The 15196-nt window shown below is 72.8% G+C and carries 14 protein-coding genes; 8 read left to right on the top strand and 6 right to left on the bottom strand.

The window, feature by feature from the left end; translation table 11 throughout:
- Positions 1 to 137 precede the first annotated feature (137 nt).
- Positions 138 to 1754, bottom strand: coding sequence for an MFS transporter (locus ACFVFH_RS02230; protein ID WP_383762152.1), 1617 nt, complete (start codon positions 1752 to 1754; stop codon positions 138 to 140).
- 206 nt (positions 1755 to 1960) lie between these two features.
- Here ACFVFH_RS02230 and panB point away from each other — a divergent pair, with 206 nt between their 5' ends.
- The 3 genes from panB to ACFVFH_RS02245 all read left to right on the top strand — a co-directional run bounded on the left by panB (position 1961) and on the right by ACFVFH_RS02245 (position 4873).
- The gene (panB, locus tag ACFVFH_RS02235) at positions 1961 to 2848 is read left to right on the top strand and encodes a 3-methyl-2-oxobutanoate hydroxymethyltransferase (RefSeq protein WP_383762155.1); all 888 of its coding nucleotides are present in this window, start codon (positions 1961 to 1963) and stop codon (positions 2846 to 2848) included.
- Between the two features lie 151 nt (positions 2849 to 2999).
- Positions 3000 to 4022, top strand: coding sequence for an ATP-binding cassette domain-containing protein (locus ACFVFH_RS02240; RefSeq protein WP_383763505.1), 1023 nt, complete (start codon positions 3000 to 3002; stop codon positions 4020 to 4022).
- Complete coding sequence (locus ACFVFH_RS02245; protein ID WP_383762158.1) at positions 4019 to 4873, top strand: ABC transporter permease; 855 nt, start codon at positions 4019 to 4021, stop codon at positions 4871 to 4873. The genes ACFVFH_RS02240 and ACFVFH_RS02245 overlap by 4 nt, the downstream gene beginning before the upstream one ends.
- A 9-nt stretch (positions 4874 to 4882) precedes the next feature.
- Here the strand turns inward: ACFVFH_RS02245 and ACFVFH_RS02250 are convergent, their stop codons facing one another.
- Positions 4883 to 8200 (bottom strand): BTAD domain-containing putative transcriptional regulator, encoded by a 3318-nt coding sequence (locus tag ACFVFH_RS02250; protein WP_383762161.1) that lies wholly within the window; start codon positions 8198 to 8200, stop codon positions 4883 to 4885.
- Between the two features lie 205 nt (positions 8201 to 8405).
- On the opposite strand from ACFVFH_RS02250, the gene ACFVFH_RS02255 reads away from it, so the two are divergent.
- The gene (locus ACFVFH_RS02255; RefSeq protein WP_383762164.1) at positions 8406 to 9212 is read left to right on the top strand and encodes a site-2 protease family protein; all 807 of its coding nucleotides are present in this window, start codon (positions 8406 to 8408) and stop codon (positions 9210 to 9212) included.
- Positions 9213 to 9231: 19 nt separating this feature from the next.
- On the opposite strand, the gene ACFVFH_RS02260 is transcribed toward ACFVFH_RS02255, so the two are convergent.
- Positions 9232 to 9456: a hypothetical protein gene (locus tag ACFVFH_RS02260; protein ID WP_383762166.1), complete on the bottom strand. Its 225-nt coding sequence runs from the start codon at positions 9454 to 9456 to the stop codon at positions 9232 to 9234.
- 74 nt (positions 9457 to 9530) lie between these two features.
- Entirely contained in the window at positions 9531 to 10241 is a 711-nt protein-coding gene (gene npdG, locus ACFVFH_RS02265; protein ID WP_383762169.1) for an NADPH-dependent F420 reductase, read from the bottom strand.
- Between the two features lie 119 nt (positions 10242 to 10360).
- Between npdG and ACFVFH_RS02270 the strand changes: the two genes are divergently transcribed.
- Positions 10361 to 10963, top strand: coding sequence for a hypothetical protein (locus tag ACFVFH_RS02270; RefSeq protein ID WP_383762172.1), 603 nt, complete (start codon positions 10361 to 10363; stop codon positions 10961 to 10963).
- Between the two features lie 69 nt (positions 10964 to 11032).
- On the top strand, positions 11033 to 12334 hold the full coding sequence (locus tag ACFVFH_RS02275; RefSeq protein WP_383762175.1) for an MFS transporter: 1302 nt from the start codon (positions 11033 to 11035) through the stop codon (positions 12332 to 12334).
- A 39-nt stretch (positions 12335 to 12373) separates the two neighbouring features.
- Here the strand turns inward: ACFVFH_RS02275 and ACFVFH_RS02280 are convergent, their stop codons facing one another.
- A complete protein-coding gene (locus ACFVFH_RS02280; protein WP_383762177.1) occupies positions 12374 to 12604 on the bottom strand; it encodes a hypothetical protein in 231 nt (76 codons plus the stop codon).
- A 58-nt stretch (positions 12605 to 12662) separates the two neighbouring features.
- Here ACFVFH_RS02280 and map point away from each other — a divergent pair, with 58 nt between their 5' ends.
- Together map and ACFVFH_RS02290 are read left to right on the top strand one after the other, a co-directional pair.
- The gene (gene map / locus ACFVFH_RS02285) at positions 12663 to 13520 is read left to right on the top strand and encodes a type I methionyl aminopeptidase (protein WP_383762180.1); all 858 of its coding nucleotides are present in this window, start codon (positions 12663 to 12665) and stop codon (positions 13518 to 13520) included.
- Positions 13521 to 13777: 257 nt separating this feature from the next.
- Positions 13778 to 14440 (top strand): heme oxygenase (biliverdin-producing), encoded by a 663-nt coding sequence (locus ACFVFH_RS02290; RefSeq protein ID WP_383762182.1) that lies wholly within the window; start codon positions 13778 to 13780, stop codon positions 14438 to 14440.
- A 43-nt stretch (positions 14441 to 14483) separates the two neighbouring features.
- On the opposite strand, the gene ACFVFH_RS02295 is transcribed toward ACFVFH_RS02290, so the two are convergent.
- Positions 14484 to 15170, bottom strand: a complete 687-nt coding sequence (locus ACFVFH_RS02295; protein ID WP_383762185.1) for a PhzF family phenazine biosynthesis protein — start codon at positions 15168 to 15170, stop codon at positions 14484 to 14486.
- Positions 15171 to 15196: the final 26 nt, after the last annotated feature.

Below are 15196 nucleotides of genomic sequence, written 5' to 3' on the forward strand. Positions count from 1 at the left end.
CCGCCTCTCGCCACGCCGTCCGGCCGCCGTCCCGATTCTCGCCGACGGCGGCGACGGCTCCGTGCGCCGCCCCCGGGGCCGGGGCCCGCCCGGGTGCCCCGGGGGCGGCGTCGCTCAGTCCTTCCGGGCCGCCGGTCTCACCGGCCCGCCCCCGCCGCGCGCACCGACCGGTCACCCTCGCCGGATCCGCCGGGCGCCCCCTCCGCCGCGGCCCTCCCCGGCAGGAACAGGGCGACCACCAGGGCGCCCACCAGGGCGATGGTCGCCGAGCCGACGGCGGTGACGTGCATGGCCTTCAGGAACGCGTCGTTGGCCGAGGCGACCAGCGGGGCGCCCGCCGGGCCCATCTTCTCCGCGATGCCGAGCGTGGCCTCGATCGACTCCCCCGCCGCCTGCCTGGCACCGGCCGGGACCGCGCCGAGGTGGCTCTCGATGTCGCCCCGGTAGACGGTGGAGAGCACCGAGCCGAGCACGGCGACCCCGAGCGCCCCGCCGACCTGCCGGAAGGTGTTGTTGACCGCCGATCCGGAACCGGCCTTCTCGCGGGGCAGCGCCTGCATCACCGCGACGGTGACCGGCGTCATCACATGGGCCATGCCCGTGCCCTGAATGAAGAACAGCAGACAGAGCAGCCAGACCGGCGTGGTCCCGTCGAACAGCGCGAACGAGGCCAGTCCGGCGGCGACCAGCAGCATGCCGACGGTGCAGGTGGCGCGGGCGCCGAAGCGGTCGACGAGCAGCCGGGCCCGGGGCGCGAAGATCATCTGGGAGGCGGCCAGCGGCAGGAGCATCAGACCCGCCTGGAGCGCGCTCCAGCCGCGCACGCTCTGCATGTAGAAGGCGGAGAAGAAGGTCACCCCCATCAGCGCGAAGAAGACCAGCGCTATGGCGGCGACGGCCGCGGCGAACGACGGCTCCCTGAAGTACGTGATGTCGAGGGCCGGGTGGCTGCTGCGCTTCTCGTGCCAGACGAATCCGGCCAGGACGAGCAGGCCCCCGATGCTCGACAGGAGCACCACGGGGTCGGTGAAGTCGGCGAGCTGGCCGCCGCGGATGATGCCGTACACCAGCAGCACCAGGCCGACGATGGAGAGCAGCACACCGAGCGGGTCGATCCGGCCCGGGTTCGGGTCCCTGGAGTCCGGGACCAGCAGCATCATCGCGATCAGCGCCACGATCACCACGGGGACGTTGACCAGGAAGATGGAGCCCCACCAGAAGTGCTGGAGCAGCAGCCCGCCGGTGATCGGGCCGATCGCGATGGCCACCCCGACGCTGCCCGCCCATATGCCGATGGCCCGGGGCTGCTCGTCGCGCTCGAAGACGTTCATCAGGACGGCGAGGGTGGCCGGCATGACGAAGGCGGCGCCGAACCCCATCAGGGCGCGCCAGGTGATCAGCTGGGCGGGTGAGCCGGACATCGCGGCCAGCGCGGAGCCCGTGCCGAAGAGCAGGATGCCGAAGAGCAGTACCTTCTTGCGGCCGATGCGGTCGCCGAGCAGGCCCGCGGTGAACAGGAGCCCCGCGAAGACCAGCGTGTAGGCGTTGATCGCCCACTCCAGCTGGCTCTGGGTGGCTCCGAGTCCCGTGGGTGCGGGGCTGGCGATGGTCTTGACCGCGACGTTCAGGATCGAGTTGTCCAGCACGACGATGAGCAGGCTGAACATCAGGACGACGAGGATCGCCCAGCGGCGACGGTGGACCGCCTCCGGGATCCGGGATTCGGCGGCGCGAGCACCTGACGGCATCGACATGGCTGGAGCTTATCCGATTTCGATACGAGACCGTCTCGTATTGGAAATACCCGGCCGCCCGGAGGCGTCCGGCCCTGGACGCCTTCCGGCCACGCCCTCACCCCGATGTGCGGACCCACTTCCCGTGGACCACCGCGGGATGCCACCATGGAACCGATCCGGGGACGCCGTCAGGGCGCCTCGAGATGACGAAGGAGCCATTGGCAATGTCGCTTCAGGCTGCGCAGAACCAGTCCGCACCATCCCCCGCGGGTACCCGCACCGACAGCAGCAAGGCGCTGTACGGAGGCAAGAGCACCCGCCGTATCTCCATCCACGATGTCGCCGCCGCCACCGAGCGCGGCGAGAAGTGGCCCATGCTCACCGCCTACGACGCGATGACCGCGTCCGTCTTCGACGAGGCCGGGATCCCGGTCATGCTCGTCGGCGACTCCATGGGCAACTGCCATCTCGGCTACGAGACCACCGTGCCCGTCACGATGGACGAGATCGCGATCCTCTCGGCCGCCGTCGTCCGCGGCACCAGGCGCGCCCTGATCGTCGCGGACCTGCCCTTCGGGGCGTACCAGGAGGGCCCCGTCCAGGCCCTGCGCAACGCCACCCGGCTGATCAAGGACTCCGGCGTGGGCGCGATCAAGCTGGAGGGCGGCGAGCGCAGCCACGAACAGATCAGGCTGCTCGTCGACGCCGGGATCCCGGTGATGGCCCACATCGGCCTGACCCCGCAGTCCGTCAACGCGATGGGCTACCGGGTGCAGGGCCGCGGCGAGGAGGCCGCCCAGCAGATGCTGCGCGACGCCAAGGCCGTGCAGGACGCGGGCGCGTTCGCCGTCGTCCTGGAGCTCGTACCGGCCGAGCTGGCCGCGGAGGTCACCCGCATCCTGCACATCCCGACCATCGGCATCGGTGCCGGTCCCGACACCGACGCCCAGGTGCTGGTCCACACCGACATGGTCGGGCTGACCGGCGGCAAGGTGCCGCGCTTCACCAAGCAGTACGCCGACCTGCGCAAGGTCCTGGGCGACGCGGCGAAGGAGTTCGCGGAAGAGGTCGCGGGCGGTGCCTTCCCGGCCGCCGAGCACACCTTCCACTGATTCCAGCGGTTCCCCGCGGTCCCACTGGTCCGGCCCCGGTTCGCCGGGGCCGTTCCGTCCGACCACCGCCGCACCACCGACAGCCCGCCGACATCCCCCATCGGCGGGCTGTCGGCCCGCTGTCGGCGCGCTGTCGGTGGCAGCTGGTCTGATGGTCGGCATGACGCGAATCGACAAGAACCCCAGGAGCGGCGCGAACGCCGTCGAGGTCCGGGGGCTGGTCAAGCACTACGGCGAGACCAAGGCTCTGGACGGCGTGGACCTCGATGTCCGCGAAGGCACCGTGCTCGGTGTGCTCGGCCCCAACGGAGCGGGCAAGACCACTCTCGTGCGCTGCCTCTCCACCCTGATCGTCCCCGACGCCGGACACGCCACCGTGGCGGGCTACGACGTGGTGCGCCAGCCCCGGCAGCTGCGCCGCACCATCGGTCTGACCGGGCAGTACGCCTCGGTCGACGAGAAGCTCTCCGGCTGGGAGAACCTCTACATGATCGGGCGGCTGCTCGATCTGCCCCGCAAGGCCGCCCGGTCCCGGGCCGACGAGCTGCTGGAGCGGTTCTCGCTCACCGACGCGGCCAGGAAGGCCGCGATGGACTACTCCGGCGGCATGCGGCGCCGGCTCGACCTGGCCGCCTCGATGATCGGCAACCCGGCCGTGCTGTACCTGGACGAGCCGACGACGGGGCTCGACCCCCGGACCCGCAACGAGGTCTGGGACGAGGTGCAGCGGATGGTCGCGGAGGGGGCGACCGTGCTGCTCACCACCCAGTACATGGAAGAGGCCGAGCAGCTCGCCAACGAGCTGACCGTCATCGACAAGGGAAAGATCATCGCCCGTGGCGGGGTCGACGAGCTGAAGGCGAAGGTCGGCGGCCGCACGCTCCAGCTCCGGCCCTCGGACCCTGCCCAGCTGGCCGCGATGGCGCAGGCCATCAGGGAGGCCGGTCTGGACGGCGTCGCGGGAGCGCAGGCGGTCCCGGACGAGGGGCTGCTGTACGTGCCGATCCTCAGCGACGAGCAGCTGACGTCCGTCATCGGGCTGCTCGGCACCCGGGGCTTCGCGCTGGCGCACGTCGCCACCGCGCTGCCCAGCCTGGACGAGGTGTTCCTGGCCATCACCGGCGAGAAGTCCGCTTCCGCCACCGACACGATCCCCGAGGAGGTCGCGGCATGAGCACGGCGACTCTGACCCCCACGTCCGCGCCCACCGGGTCCGACCGGGCGAAGCCGGTCCACGACGAGGGCCGTATCGGGTTCCGGAACAACCTGCGCCACATCGGGGCGCTGGTGCGGCGCAACCTGCTCCAGATCAAGAAGGATCCGGAGTCGATGTTCGACGCGCTCCTGATGCCGATCATCTTCACGCTGCTGTTCGTGTACGTCTTCGGCGGATCGGTCGGCAGCAGCATGGGCGGCGGCCGGCAGGAGTATCTGAACTACCTGATACCCGGCCTGATGGCGATGATGGGCATGAACATCGCCATGGCGGTCGGCTCCGGTGTCAACGACGACTTCCGCAAGGGCGTCATGGACCGGTTCCGGACGATGCCCATCGCCCGTTCCTCGGTGCTCATCGCGAAGATCGTGGTCGAGCTGGGCCGGATGCTGGTCGCCACGCTCATCCTGCTGGCCATGGGCTTCGCGCTCGGCATGGAGCTCCAGGAGTCGGTGCTCGGGCTGCTCGGGGCGATCGCCCTGTCGGCCGCGTTCGGCGCCGCCATCATGTGGATCTTCATCCTGCTCGGGCTGACGCTGAAGACCACCCAGGCGGTCCAGGGAATGGGGATGCTGGTGCTGATGCCCCTCCAGTTCGGTTCCTCGATCTTCGCCCCGACGAAGACGATGCCCGGCTGGCTCCAGACGTTCACCGACTACAACCCGCTGTCCAACCTGGCCGACGCCGCGCGGGGCCTGATGATGGGCGGCCCGCTCGCCCACTCGGTCCTGGTGACGCTCGGCTGGACCGTGGTCATCACCGCGGTGATGGCCCCGCTCGCGGTCTCCAAGTTCCGCAAGAAGTCCTGACCCGCGGGTTCATTCCCGGTACGCGTCCGCGAGGGCGGTGGCCTCCTCCAGACGGAGGCCGCCGCCCTCCGCGTACGCGGTCTCGTAGGCGGCCCGGCCGAGTACGGCCACGGTCAGTTCCTCCGCCCGTGCCCAGTCGTCCCGTTCCATCGCCGTCGGTACGTGGCCCCGGGGCAGCAGCACCCGGCCCGCCCCCAGCAGCCGGGCCGCGGTCGTGGCCCGGCGCTCTCCGCCCAGGCCCGCCAGCGAGCGGGCCAGGGAGACGAGACTGATGACGGACATCTGCGGGGCCACCAGCTGCGACAGCCGGTCGTGGGACCGCTCCAGCGCGACCAGTCCCCGGGCCAGGCCCTCCTGGTACAGCCCGTCCTGGTTGTCCAGCCAGGCCAGCGCGCCCAGCACGACCCCTTCGAAGATCGCCATGGTCTCGGACTGGAACTCCCCGCGCAGCACGTCCAGTTGCTCGCGCGCCTCGCCGGTGCGGTCGGTGCGGCCCAGCCACATGGCCAGATGGAGCCGGGCGATGGACCTGCTGTCGTGCCGTCCGGCGACCACCTCGCGCAGGATCGACTCGCCCTCGGCGCCGCGGCCCATCTCGGTGAGCACGGCCGCGTACCTGGTGCGCAGGACCGCCACCTGGGAGGGTGCGCCCAGCTTCTCCGCGTAGCCGATGGCGGACCGGAAGTCCTCGGCCGCACGCGCGTAATCGCCGCGCCGCTCATGGGCCTCGCCCCGCGCCGAGAGCGCTTCGGCCACGCCCCAGTCGTCCCCGAGTCCGCGGAAGAGCTCCACGCTCTCGTCGGCGTCCGTGCGCGCGTCGCCCGCCCACTCGGGCCGGTTGGCCAGCACGTTGGCCCGCATCTGGAGGGCGGCGGCCAGCTCCCACACGTAGCCGAAGTCCCGGCAGGCGCGCACCGTCTCGTCCAGCAGCTCGCGCAGTCTGCCGGTCTCGCCGACCAGCATGACCGCGAAGAACCAGAGCGAGGCGGGGATCCGGCAGGTCTGCGGCTGACCGGCCCGGTAGGTGTCCGCGATGACCCGCAGCCGGGCCATGCTCGCCTCGTCGGACCACCGCTCCGCGGCGTGGTCCATGCTGACCAGCCGGATCAGGCCCGCCTGGCGGCGCGCCTCCCGGAGCAGTTCGGGCCCCATGGGCGGCGGTGCGTCGGTGCAGCGTTCCTGCAGGGAGGGCGCGGGCTCGGCGGGCGGGGCGAAGGGATCGGGGCCCAGCTCGGCGGCGGCGTCGGACCAGTGCAGCGCGTCGCTGCCCAGATCGCGCATCTGCCAGTACCAGCACAGCGAGAGCACCATGCACAGGGTCTCCTGCTCGTCGCGGGCGGCGACGGCGTGGCGCAGGGCGGTGCGGATGTTCTCGTACTCGCGCTGGAGGAGCGCGATGGCGGAGCGTTGTCCGGCGCCGCGGAGCCGGGGTTCCGCGGTACGGACCAGCTCCCGGAAGAACACCTGGTGGCGCCGGGCCACGGTGTCCCGCTCCGCCGCCTCGTCGAGCCGGGCGGCGGTGTACTCGCCGACGGTCTCCAGCAGCCGGTAGCGCATCTCGCCGTCCTCGGCGGGCGCGGCGACGACCAGCGACTTGTCGACGAGGGAGCCGAGCACCCCGGCGACCTCGGGCGCCTGGTCCGGCCCGCCCGCGCAGACCGCCTCGGCGGCGGTCAGGGTGCAGCCGCCCGCGAAGACGGAGAGCCTGCGCAGCACGGCGCGTTCGGACGCGTCGAGGAGGTCCCAGGACCAGTCGACGACGGCGCGCAGGGTCTGCTGGCGGGGCAGTACGGTACGGGCCCCGCTGGTGAGCAGGCGGAACCGGTCGTCGAGCCGGTCGGCGATCTGGCGCGGGGTGAGCATCCGCAGCCGGGCGGCGGCGAGTTCGATGGCGAGCGGCAGTCCGTCGAGGCGGCGGCAGATCTCCGCCGCGGCGGCCGCGGTCTCCTCGTCGGCGTCGGTCCGGAAGCCGGGCCGGGCGGCGGCGCCGCGTTCGGCGAACAGGCGCAGCGCCATCGGGTCGGGCAGCGGCTCGACGGGGCGGACGAACTCGCCGGGCACGCCGAGGGGTTCACGGCTGGTGGCGAGCACGGTGAGGTGCGGGCAGTGGGCGAGCAGATGGTCGGTGAGGGCGGCGGCGGCGCCGACGAGGTGCTCGCAGTTGTCCAGGAGCAGCAGCATGCGGCGCCGGGAACAGTGCTCGGTGAGGCGGGCGAGGGGGTCGTTCGTGCTTCCCTCGGCGACCCTGAGCTCCTCGGCGCCGGCGCCGCGCAGCACGGTCTCGCGGGCGCCGAGCGCGGTGAGCACGGCCTCCGGTACGGCGTCGGGGTCGTCGACGGGGGCGAGTTCGGCCAGCCAGACGCCGTCCGGCCAGGCGGACGCGACGGATTCGGCGGTCTCCTGGGAGAGCCGGGTCTTGCCCGCGCCGCCGGGGCCCAGAAGGGTGACCAGCCGGGCGTGCGCAAGGTCCTCGCGCAGGGCGGCGATCTCGCCCTCGCGCCCGACGAAGCTGGTGAGCCGGGCCCGGAGGTTGCCCTGCGGCGGGGCGAGGGGCCCGGTGGGGGCCGGGGGCCCGGTGGGGGCGGCCGGTGCGGCGGGGCGGACGGGGTCCTGGCGGAGCAGCTCGGCGTGGAGGGCGCGCAGCTCGGGCCCGGGGTCGGTGCCGAGGCGGTCGGCGAGCAGGGCGCGCACCTCGTCGTAGGCGGCCAGGGCCTGCGCGGTGCGTCCGGCCTCGCGCAGGGCCCGCAGCCGGAGCGCCTGGAGGGGTTCGTCGATGGGGTGCTCGGCGCACAGCGCGACCAGCTCGGGCAGGGCCTCGTCCGCGCGGCCGAGCGCGAGCTCCGCGCGGAGCCGGTTGCGGCGGGCGTCCAGGCGCCGGGCCTCCCAGCGGGCGCCTTCGGTGAGGCGGTCGGGCAGATCGGCCAGGACCGGCCCGCGCCAGAGGCCGAGGGCGTCGTCGAGGACGGTCCTGGCCTTCGCGGCGTCGTTCTCCTCCAGGGCCCGCGCGCCCTCCCCCGCGAGCCGCTCGAAGCGGTGCAGGTCGACGGCGTCCGGCTCGGCGGCCAGCCGGTAGCCGCTGTCCGCCGAGACCACCGCGTCATGGCCGACGGCCCGCCGGAGCCGGCCGACGAGTGCCTGGAGGGCCCCCGCCGCGTCGGCCGGCGGCTCGCCGTCCCACACCTCGTCGACCAGCACGGCGGCCGGGACGGTGCGGCCCGGCCGCAGGGCGAGGACGGTGAGCAGGGCGCGCAGCCGCGCCCCGCCGAGGGGGACGGCCGTGCCGTCGTCGCGGAGTGCCCGGGTCGTTCCGAGGATGCAGTAGCGCACCGGCCTATTCTCCGTGACCGGGACGGTGAGGGGCACACACGTCCGGACGGTCCCCTGTGCGTGGTACTCCGGGTCGAGTCGTCATGCCCCCACCCTTTCCGGAACCACCGCCCCGGCGCGAGACGTTTGTGCCGTGTCGGCGGTACGGTCGCTCTCGCCGACCGCCGTACCGTCCCTTTTCCGGCCGCCCGTCAGGAGTTCGCCGATGACCACCGCAGCAGGCCGCAGCGACCGGCGGATCAGCCCGGTCTTCCTCGGGATCGCCGCCGTGGCGGCGGTGGCGGGATGGGCGGTGTGGACGGGCGCCGGGCACCCCTACGGCCTCGCGGCCTTCGTCTTCGTGACGGCGGCGTGGGTGGTCTCGCTCTGCCTGCACGAGTACGCGCACGCCCGTACCGCGCTGCACAGCGGGGACATCTCGGTCGGCGCGAAGGGGTATCTCACCCTCAATCCGCTCGCCTACACCCATGCCCTGCTCAGCATCGTGCTGCCGGTGCTCTTCGTGATCATGGGCGGTATCGGTCTGCCCGGCGGGGCCGTCTTCATCGAGCGGGGGCGGATCCGCGGGCGCTGGCGGCACAGCCTGATCTCGGCGGCGGGCCCGCTGACGAACGTGCTGTTCGCGCTGGTGTGCACGGCGCCGTTCTGGCTGCACGCGCTGGACGGCGTCCCGAGGGAGTTCAGGTACGCGCTGGCGTTCCTGGCGCTGCTCCAGGTCACGGCGGCGATCCTGAACTTCCTGCCGGTCCCGGGGCTGGACGGGTACGGGGTGATCGAGCCCTGGCTGTCGTACGGGATCCGGCGCCGGGTGGAGCCGTTCGCGCAGTTCGGGCTGCTGGCGGTGTTCGGTGTGCTGTGGATCCCGGAGATCAACCACGTCTTCTTCGACGCGGTCCGCGGGGTGCTGGACTCCCTGGGCGTGAGCGGGCTGGAGACCGAGTGCGGCCGGGCCGCGTACCGCTTCTGGGAGAACGGGAACGGGGAGTACCCGGTCTGCGCGGTGGGTCCGTAGGGCCTCCCGGCGCCCCGGCTCAGCGCGCGGTCTGCGCGCGCTGCCGGCGCAGGTAGAACCAGGCCATGTTCGACGAGAGCCCGGCCAGCAGCACCCACACGATCCCGAGCAGGCTGCCCTGGACGAACGAGATCACGGCCGCGACGACGGCCAGGACGCAGACGGCGATGGCGTAGAGAGCGAGTCGGGGCATGGGGGGCGGCTCCTGTCGGGGTGGTGCGCGGTCCCGTCCAGTGTCCCCCATGCCCCTTTCCGCTCGCCGCAGGGTGGGTCCCCGGGCTCCCGGAGCCCGGTGGCGGGTCCGGGAGCGGGTCCGGCTCAGACGTCGGTGGTACGGAGCCCCGCGTGTGCCTTGTACCGGCGGTTGACCGAGATCAGGTTGGCGACCAGCGACTCGACCTGGTGGGCGTTGCGCAGCCGCCCGGCGAAGATGCCGCGCATGCCGGGGATCCGGCCCGCCAGGGCCTGGACGAGGTCGGTGTCGGCGCGGGCCTCGCCCAGCACCAGCACATCGGTGTCGATCTCCTCGATCGCCGCGTCCTGGAGCAGCACCGCCGAGAGGTGGTGGAAGGCCGCGGTGACCCGGGACTCCGGCAGCAGGGCGGCGGCCTGCTCGGCGGCGCTGCCCTCCTCGGGCTTCAGGGCGTAGGCGCCCTTCTTGTCGAAGCCGAGCGGGTTGACGCAGTCGACGACGACCTTGCCCACGAGCTCCTCGCGCAGCGACTCCAGGGTCTTGGCGTGGCCGTCCCACGGCACGGCGACGATCACGATGTCGCTGCGCCGCGCGCACTCCGCGTTGTCCGCGCCCTCGATGCCGTGGCCCAGCTCCTCGGCGGCGTCCCGCGCGCGGTCGGCGGCGCGGGAGCCGATGATCACCTGTTGTCCGGCGCGGGCGAACCGGTAGGCGAGGCCGCGGCCCTGGGGGCCGGTGCCGCCGAGCACACCGACGGTCAGCCCGGAGACGTCGGGGAGGTCCCAGGGGTCCTTGGCGGGGGGCTTCGCCGCACTGTCACTGCCATGCGTAGTCATGGCTCCGACATTACTGCCCGCCACCGGGCAGCACCCGGTGTCATCCCTCGTTCCCCGTTCGGCTGGTCCGGAGCCGTTCCCCGGCGCCGGGCCCGGGTCCTGGGGCAGGATGCCGGGCCATGGATGCCGTACGTGTCGCCCTGCTCCGTGAAGTGCTCGCCGGGACCGAGTGGCCCGCCGCGACCCGGCGGTTCGCCGGAGCGCTGAGGTCGTCCGTGGTCCCGCACGGCGGCGGTCTGCTGCTGGTGGGGACGGCGGCGTACGAGCCCTGGCACCTGGCGGCCCATCTGGTCGACGAGTCCACCTGGTCCGGGCTGCCGGAGCTGGCGCCCACCCTGGTGCGCCACCGGGTGGAGCCGGGCGGCCCCGCGCACCTGGCCGTCGGCCTGGGCCGGATCGAGGCGGCCGGGCGGGGCGAGACGCTGCTCCTGGTGGCCCCGGAGCGGCCCGGCGCGGGGCTGCTGGAGCGGGTGCACGACGCGCGGCGCGCCGGGGCGACGGTGCTCTCGCTGAACGACGGCGATCCGGAGGTGTGCGGGCTGGCCCACGAGACGCTCGCGGTGACCGGCGCCGACGACGTGGACCTGGACACCGTGCAGCATCTGGTGAGCGCGGCGGCCGGGGAGAACAGCGCCCCCGCGCCGCGCGGCCGCCGCGGCTTCCGGGACCGGCTGTCCCGGCTGGCCGATCAGCTGACGGCGCCGCCGCCACCGCGCTGGTGACGCTCCGGTGGAGCCGCGTCGGAATATTTTGTTGCGGTTCCACCCCGTCGCGCCGGAACATGGCCATCCGTGACCACTGCTCCGTCCCCGGCCGCCCGGCTGGCCGCCCTGCTGCCCGACCTTTCGCCCCTGCGCTCCTCCGCCGACTTCCGGCTGCTGTGGATCCAGGGCCTGGTGACGTACTTCGGCAGCTTCATGGCGATGATCGCGCTGCCGCTCCAGATCAAGGAGCTGACGGGTTCGCCGCTGGCCGTCGGCGTGATGGGCGCGGTCGAGCTGGTGCCGCTGATCGTCTTCGGCCTGTACGGCGGGGCGCTGGCGGACGCCGTGGACCGCCGCAAGGTGATCCTGGGCACCGAGGCGGGGCTGGGGCTGCTCGCCCTGGTGCTCCTGGTCAACGCGGCGCTGCCCACCCCGCTGCTCTGGCCGCTCTATCTGGTGGCGGCCGGGGTCTCCGCGCTCTCCGGGCTCCAGCGGCCCGCGCTGGACTCCCTGATGGCCCGGATCGTGCCGCACGAGCAGCTGACCGCGGCCGCCGCGCTGAACTCGCTGCGCTGGCAGTTCGGCGCGATCACCGGCCCGGCGGTGGCGGGGCTGGTGGTCGCCTACGCCGGGCACGCCACGGCGTACACGGTCACGGTGGTCACCTTCGTCGTCTCCGTGGTCCTGTGCCTGCGTCTGGCGCCTGCGCCGCCCGCCCGGGACAACACCAAGCCGTCGCTGCGCGGCATCGTGGAGGGCGCGAGGTACGCCTGGAGCCGTCCGGTGCTGCTGGGGACGTACGCGGTGGACATGGCCGCGATGTTCTTCGCCTTCCCGAACACGATCTTCCCGTTCCTGGCGGACGACCTCGGCGCGGACTGGTCGCTGGGGCTGATGTACGCGGCCGGGTCGGTCGGTTCGCTGGTGCTGGGGCTGACCAGCGGCTGGACGTCGCGGGTGCGGCGGCACGGGCTGTTCGTGGTGTTCGGGGCCGCGGTCTGGGGGCTGGCGATCGCGGCGGCCGGGTGGTTCGGCAATGTGTGGCTGGTGCTGGTCTGCCTGGCGGTGGCGGGCGCGGGCGACATGCTCAGCGGCCTGGGCCGCTCCACGATCTGGAACCAGACCATCCCGGAGGAGCTGCGGGGCCGGCTGGCGGGCATCGAGGTGCTCTCGTACAGCGTCGGCCCGCAGCTGGGTCAGGTGCGGGCCGGTGCGATGGCGGGCTGGACGGGGACCAGGTCGGCGATCTGGAGCGGGGGCGTGGCCTGTGTGGCCTCGGTCGCGCTGCTCACGGCAGCGCTCCCGAAGCTGCTCACCTACGACTCGGAGACGGACGAGGACGCGCTGCGCAGGCGGGAGGCCAGGGAGTCCCGGCCGTCCGCCGCCTGAGGAGCGGGCCCCGGGGCGGGCCCGGTGCCGCGCCCCCGGTCAGTCCTCCGGGTCGCGGGGGGTGCCCCCGTCGTGCCACCGGGGGTCGTTCTCCCACTCCAGGTTCCGCTCCTTGGCGGTGTCCATGGCGTGCTGCGCCTCCTCACGGGAGGTGTACGGCCCGAAACGGTCCTTGGCGGGGCACTCGGGGCCCTCCTCGACCTTGTGGTGTTCCAGGCAGTAGTACCACTCGCCCGGCTTGCCGACCGTGCGCTTCTTGAACAGGGCCATCAGCGGCTCCTTCCCTCGGGGCCATGCTGCCCCAAGCGCGCTGGTTAGACTCGCTGACATGTCTGGCCAGTCGCTGCTCGTACCCGGGGAGATCACTCCCGTCCGCTCCGTGCCCGGAAAGATCCGGCGCCCCGAATACGTGGGCAAGCCGGCCCCCACCCCGTACACCGGTCCGGAGGTCCAGGACTCCGACACGGTCGAGCGGATGCGCATCGCCGGCCGGATCGCCGCGCAGGCGATGGCGGAGGCCGCGAAACACATCGCCCCGGGCGTCACCACGGACGAACTCGACCGGGTCGCCCATGAGTTCATGTGCGACCACGGCGCCTACCCCTCGACGCTCGGTTACCGAGGGTTCCCCAAGTCGCTCTGCACCTCGCTCAACGAGGTGATCTGCCACGGCATCCCGGACTCCACGGTGCTGCGCGACGGCGACATCGTGAACCTCGACGTCACGGCGTACATCGACGGGGTGCACGGGGACAACAACGCCACGTACCTCTGCGGCGACGTGGACGAGGAGTCCCGGCTGCTCGTGGAGCGCACCGAGGAGTCGCTCAACCGGGCCATCAAGGCGGTCCGGCCGGGGCGGCAGATCAATGTGATCGGGCGGGTCATCGAGTCGTACGCCAAGCGCTTCGGCTACGGCGTGGTGCGGGACTTCACCGGGCACGGGATCAGCACCTCGTTCCACTCCGGTCTGATCGTCCCGCACTACGACAGCCCGCACGCGACCACCGTGATGCAGCCCGGGATGACGTTCACCATCGAGCCGATGCTGACGCTGGGCAGCCACGACTACGACATGTGGGACGACGGCTGGACCGTGGTGACGAAGGACCGCAAGCGCACCGCGCAGTTCGAGCACACCCTGGTGGTGACGGAGACGGGCGCCGAGATCCTGACGCTCCCGTAGTCCCGTCCCTCCCCTCCGGAGCAGTTTCCCCCGAGCGGCCGCCCACCGGGCGGCCGCTCTCGTTTGCCCGTACGCCCCCCGCCGGGGCCGGAGCAGGCGTATCGTTTTTACCGACAGAGCGTCGGGAAGCAATTGACTTAGGTAAGCCTAAGTAGGAGGATCGGGGTGATCGACGGCCACCGCGGCACATGCGGTCACCGCCGATATTTCCGTCTCTTTCTGGACTTCCCGTCCCCCTCGGTCCCCGGAGGCCCGCCTTGGACGCAACCGCCACCACTCCCTTCTCGACGCTCATCCGCACCGCGTCGCACGAGCAGCACACCGAGGCGGAGACCTCGACCTTCATGAGCGATCTGCTGGGAGGGCGGCTCGGAGTGGACGCGTACACGCGCTACACCGAGCAGCTGTGGTTCGTGTACCGCGCTCTGGAGGAAGGGGTGCAGTCCCTGCGGGACGATCCGGTCGCCGGTCCCTTCATCCGGCCCGAACTGCTGCGCACCGCCCAGCTGGAGCGCGATCTGGCGCATCTGCGGGGCGCGGACTGGCGCGAGGGCCTGGAGCCGCTGCCCGCCACGGCGGCGTACGCCGCCCGGGTCGCCGAGTGCGCCCGCGACTGGCCGGCCGGTTATGTCGCGCACCACTACACCCGCTACCTCGGCGACCTCTCCGGCGGCCAGATCATCCGCGACCGCGCGGAGAAGGCCTGGGGCTTCGCGCGCAAGGGCGACGGGGTCCGGTTCTACGTCTTCGAGGAGATAGCCAACCCGGCCTCGTTCAAGCGCGGTTACCGCGAGCTGCTGGACGCGGTGGACGCGGACGACCTGGAGAAGCAGCGGATCGTCGACGAGTGCAAGCGCGCCTTCGCGCTGAACACGGCGGTGTTCCGGGAGCTGGGCGAGGTGTTCCCGCTCAGCGCGTGACGTCCCGCGCGGCGGGGTGACCGGAGCCTGCGGTCACCCCGTTTCAGCGCCGGGCGCGGACGGCGGCGAGTGCGACGCGGCCCCCGACCTCCACCGTGCCGTCGGGCGCGGGAGCGGTGAGGATCTGGGAGCCGCGTCCTTGCGTGATGTTGAGGGCGCGCCCCAGCTCCGCGCTGAGCAGCAGCGCCGCCGCCCCGGTCGCCTCGTCCTCCACGATGGCGTCGCCGCGCCGGGGGAAGGCCCGCGCCCTGACCCGGCCGGCCGCCTCGTCCTCCCAGGCCCATGCGTACAGCCACCCCTCCCCCGGTGGCGGCCCGGTGAGCGCCTCGACCTCGGCGGCGGAGCCGTACCGCTCCAGCGTGCGCGGGGGCGCCCACTCGGGGCGGGCGGTGATCCAGCTGAACTCGCCGTCCTGCCGGGCGAAGACCTCCCCGACCGGCAGCTCCAGGACCTCCAGGTCGAGCAGCCAGGCCACGCCGACGAGCGGATGCCCGGCGAAGGGGAGCCGCAGCCCCGGGGTGTAGATGTCGACGTGCCCGCGCTCGGGGTCGTCGACGAACACCGTCTCGCTGAAGCCCAGCCGGGCGGCCAGCGCCTGCCGGGACGCCCGGTCCGGGCAGGCCCGGCCGTCGCGCACCACGCCGAGGGCGTTGCCGTGCCGGCCGTCGGGGCCGCAGAACACCCGCAGTACGTCGATGCCCGCGGGTACGTCGAAGTCGCTCTCGCTCACCCGGGCATTCAAGCACCGCCCGGGTG

Source organism: Streptomyces sp. NPDC057697, assembly GCF_042799335.1.
Classification (GTDB): domain Bacteria; phylum Actinomycetota; class Actinomycetes; order Streptomycetales; family Streptomycetaceae; genus Streptomyces.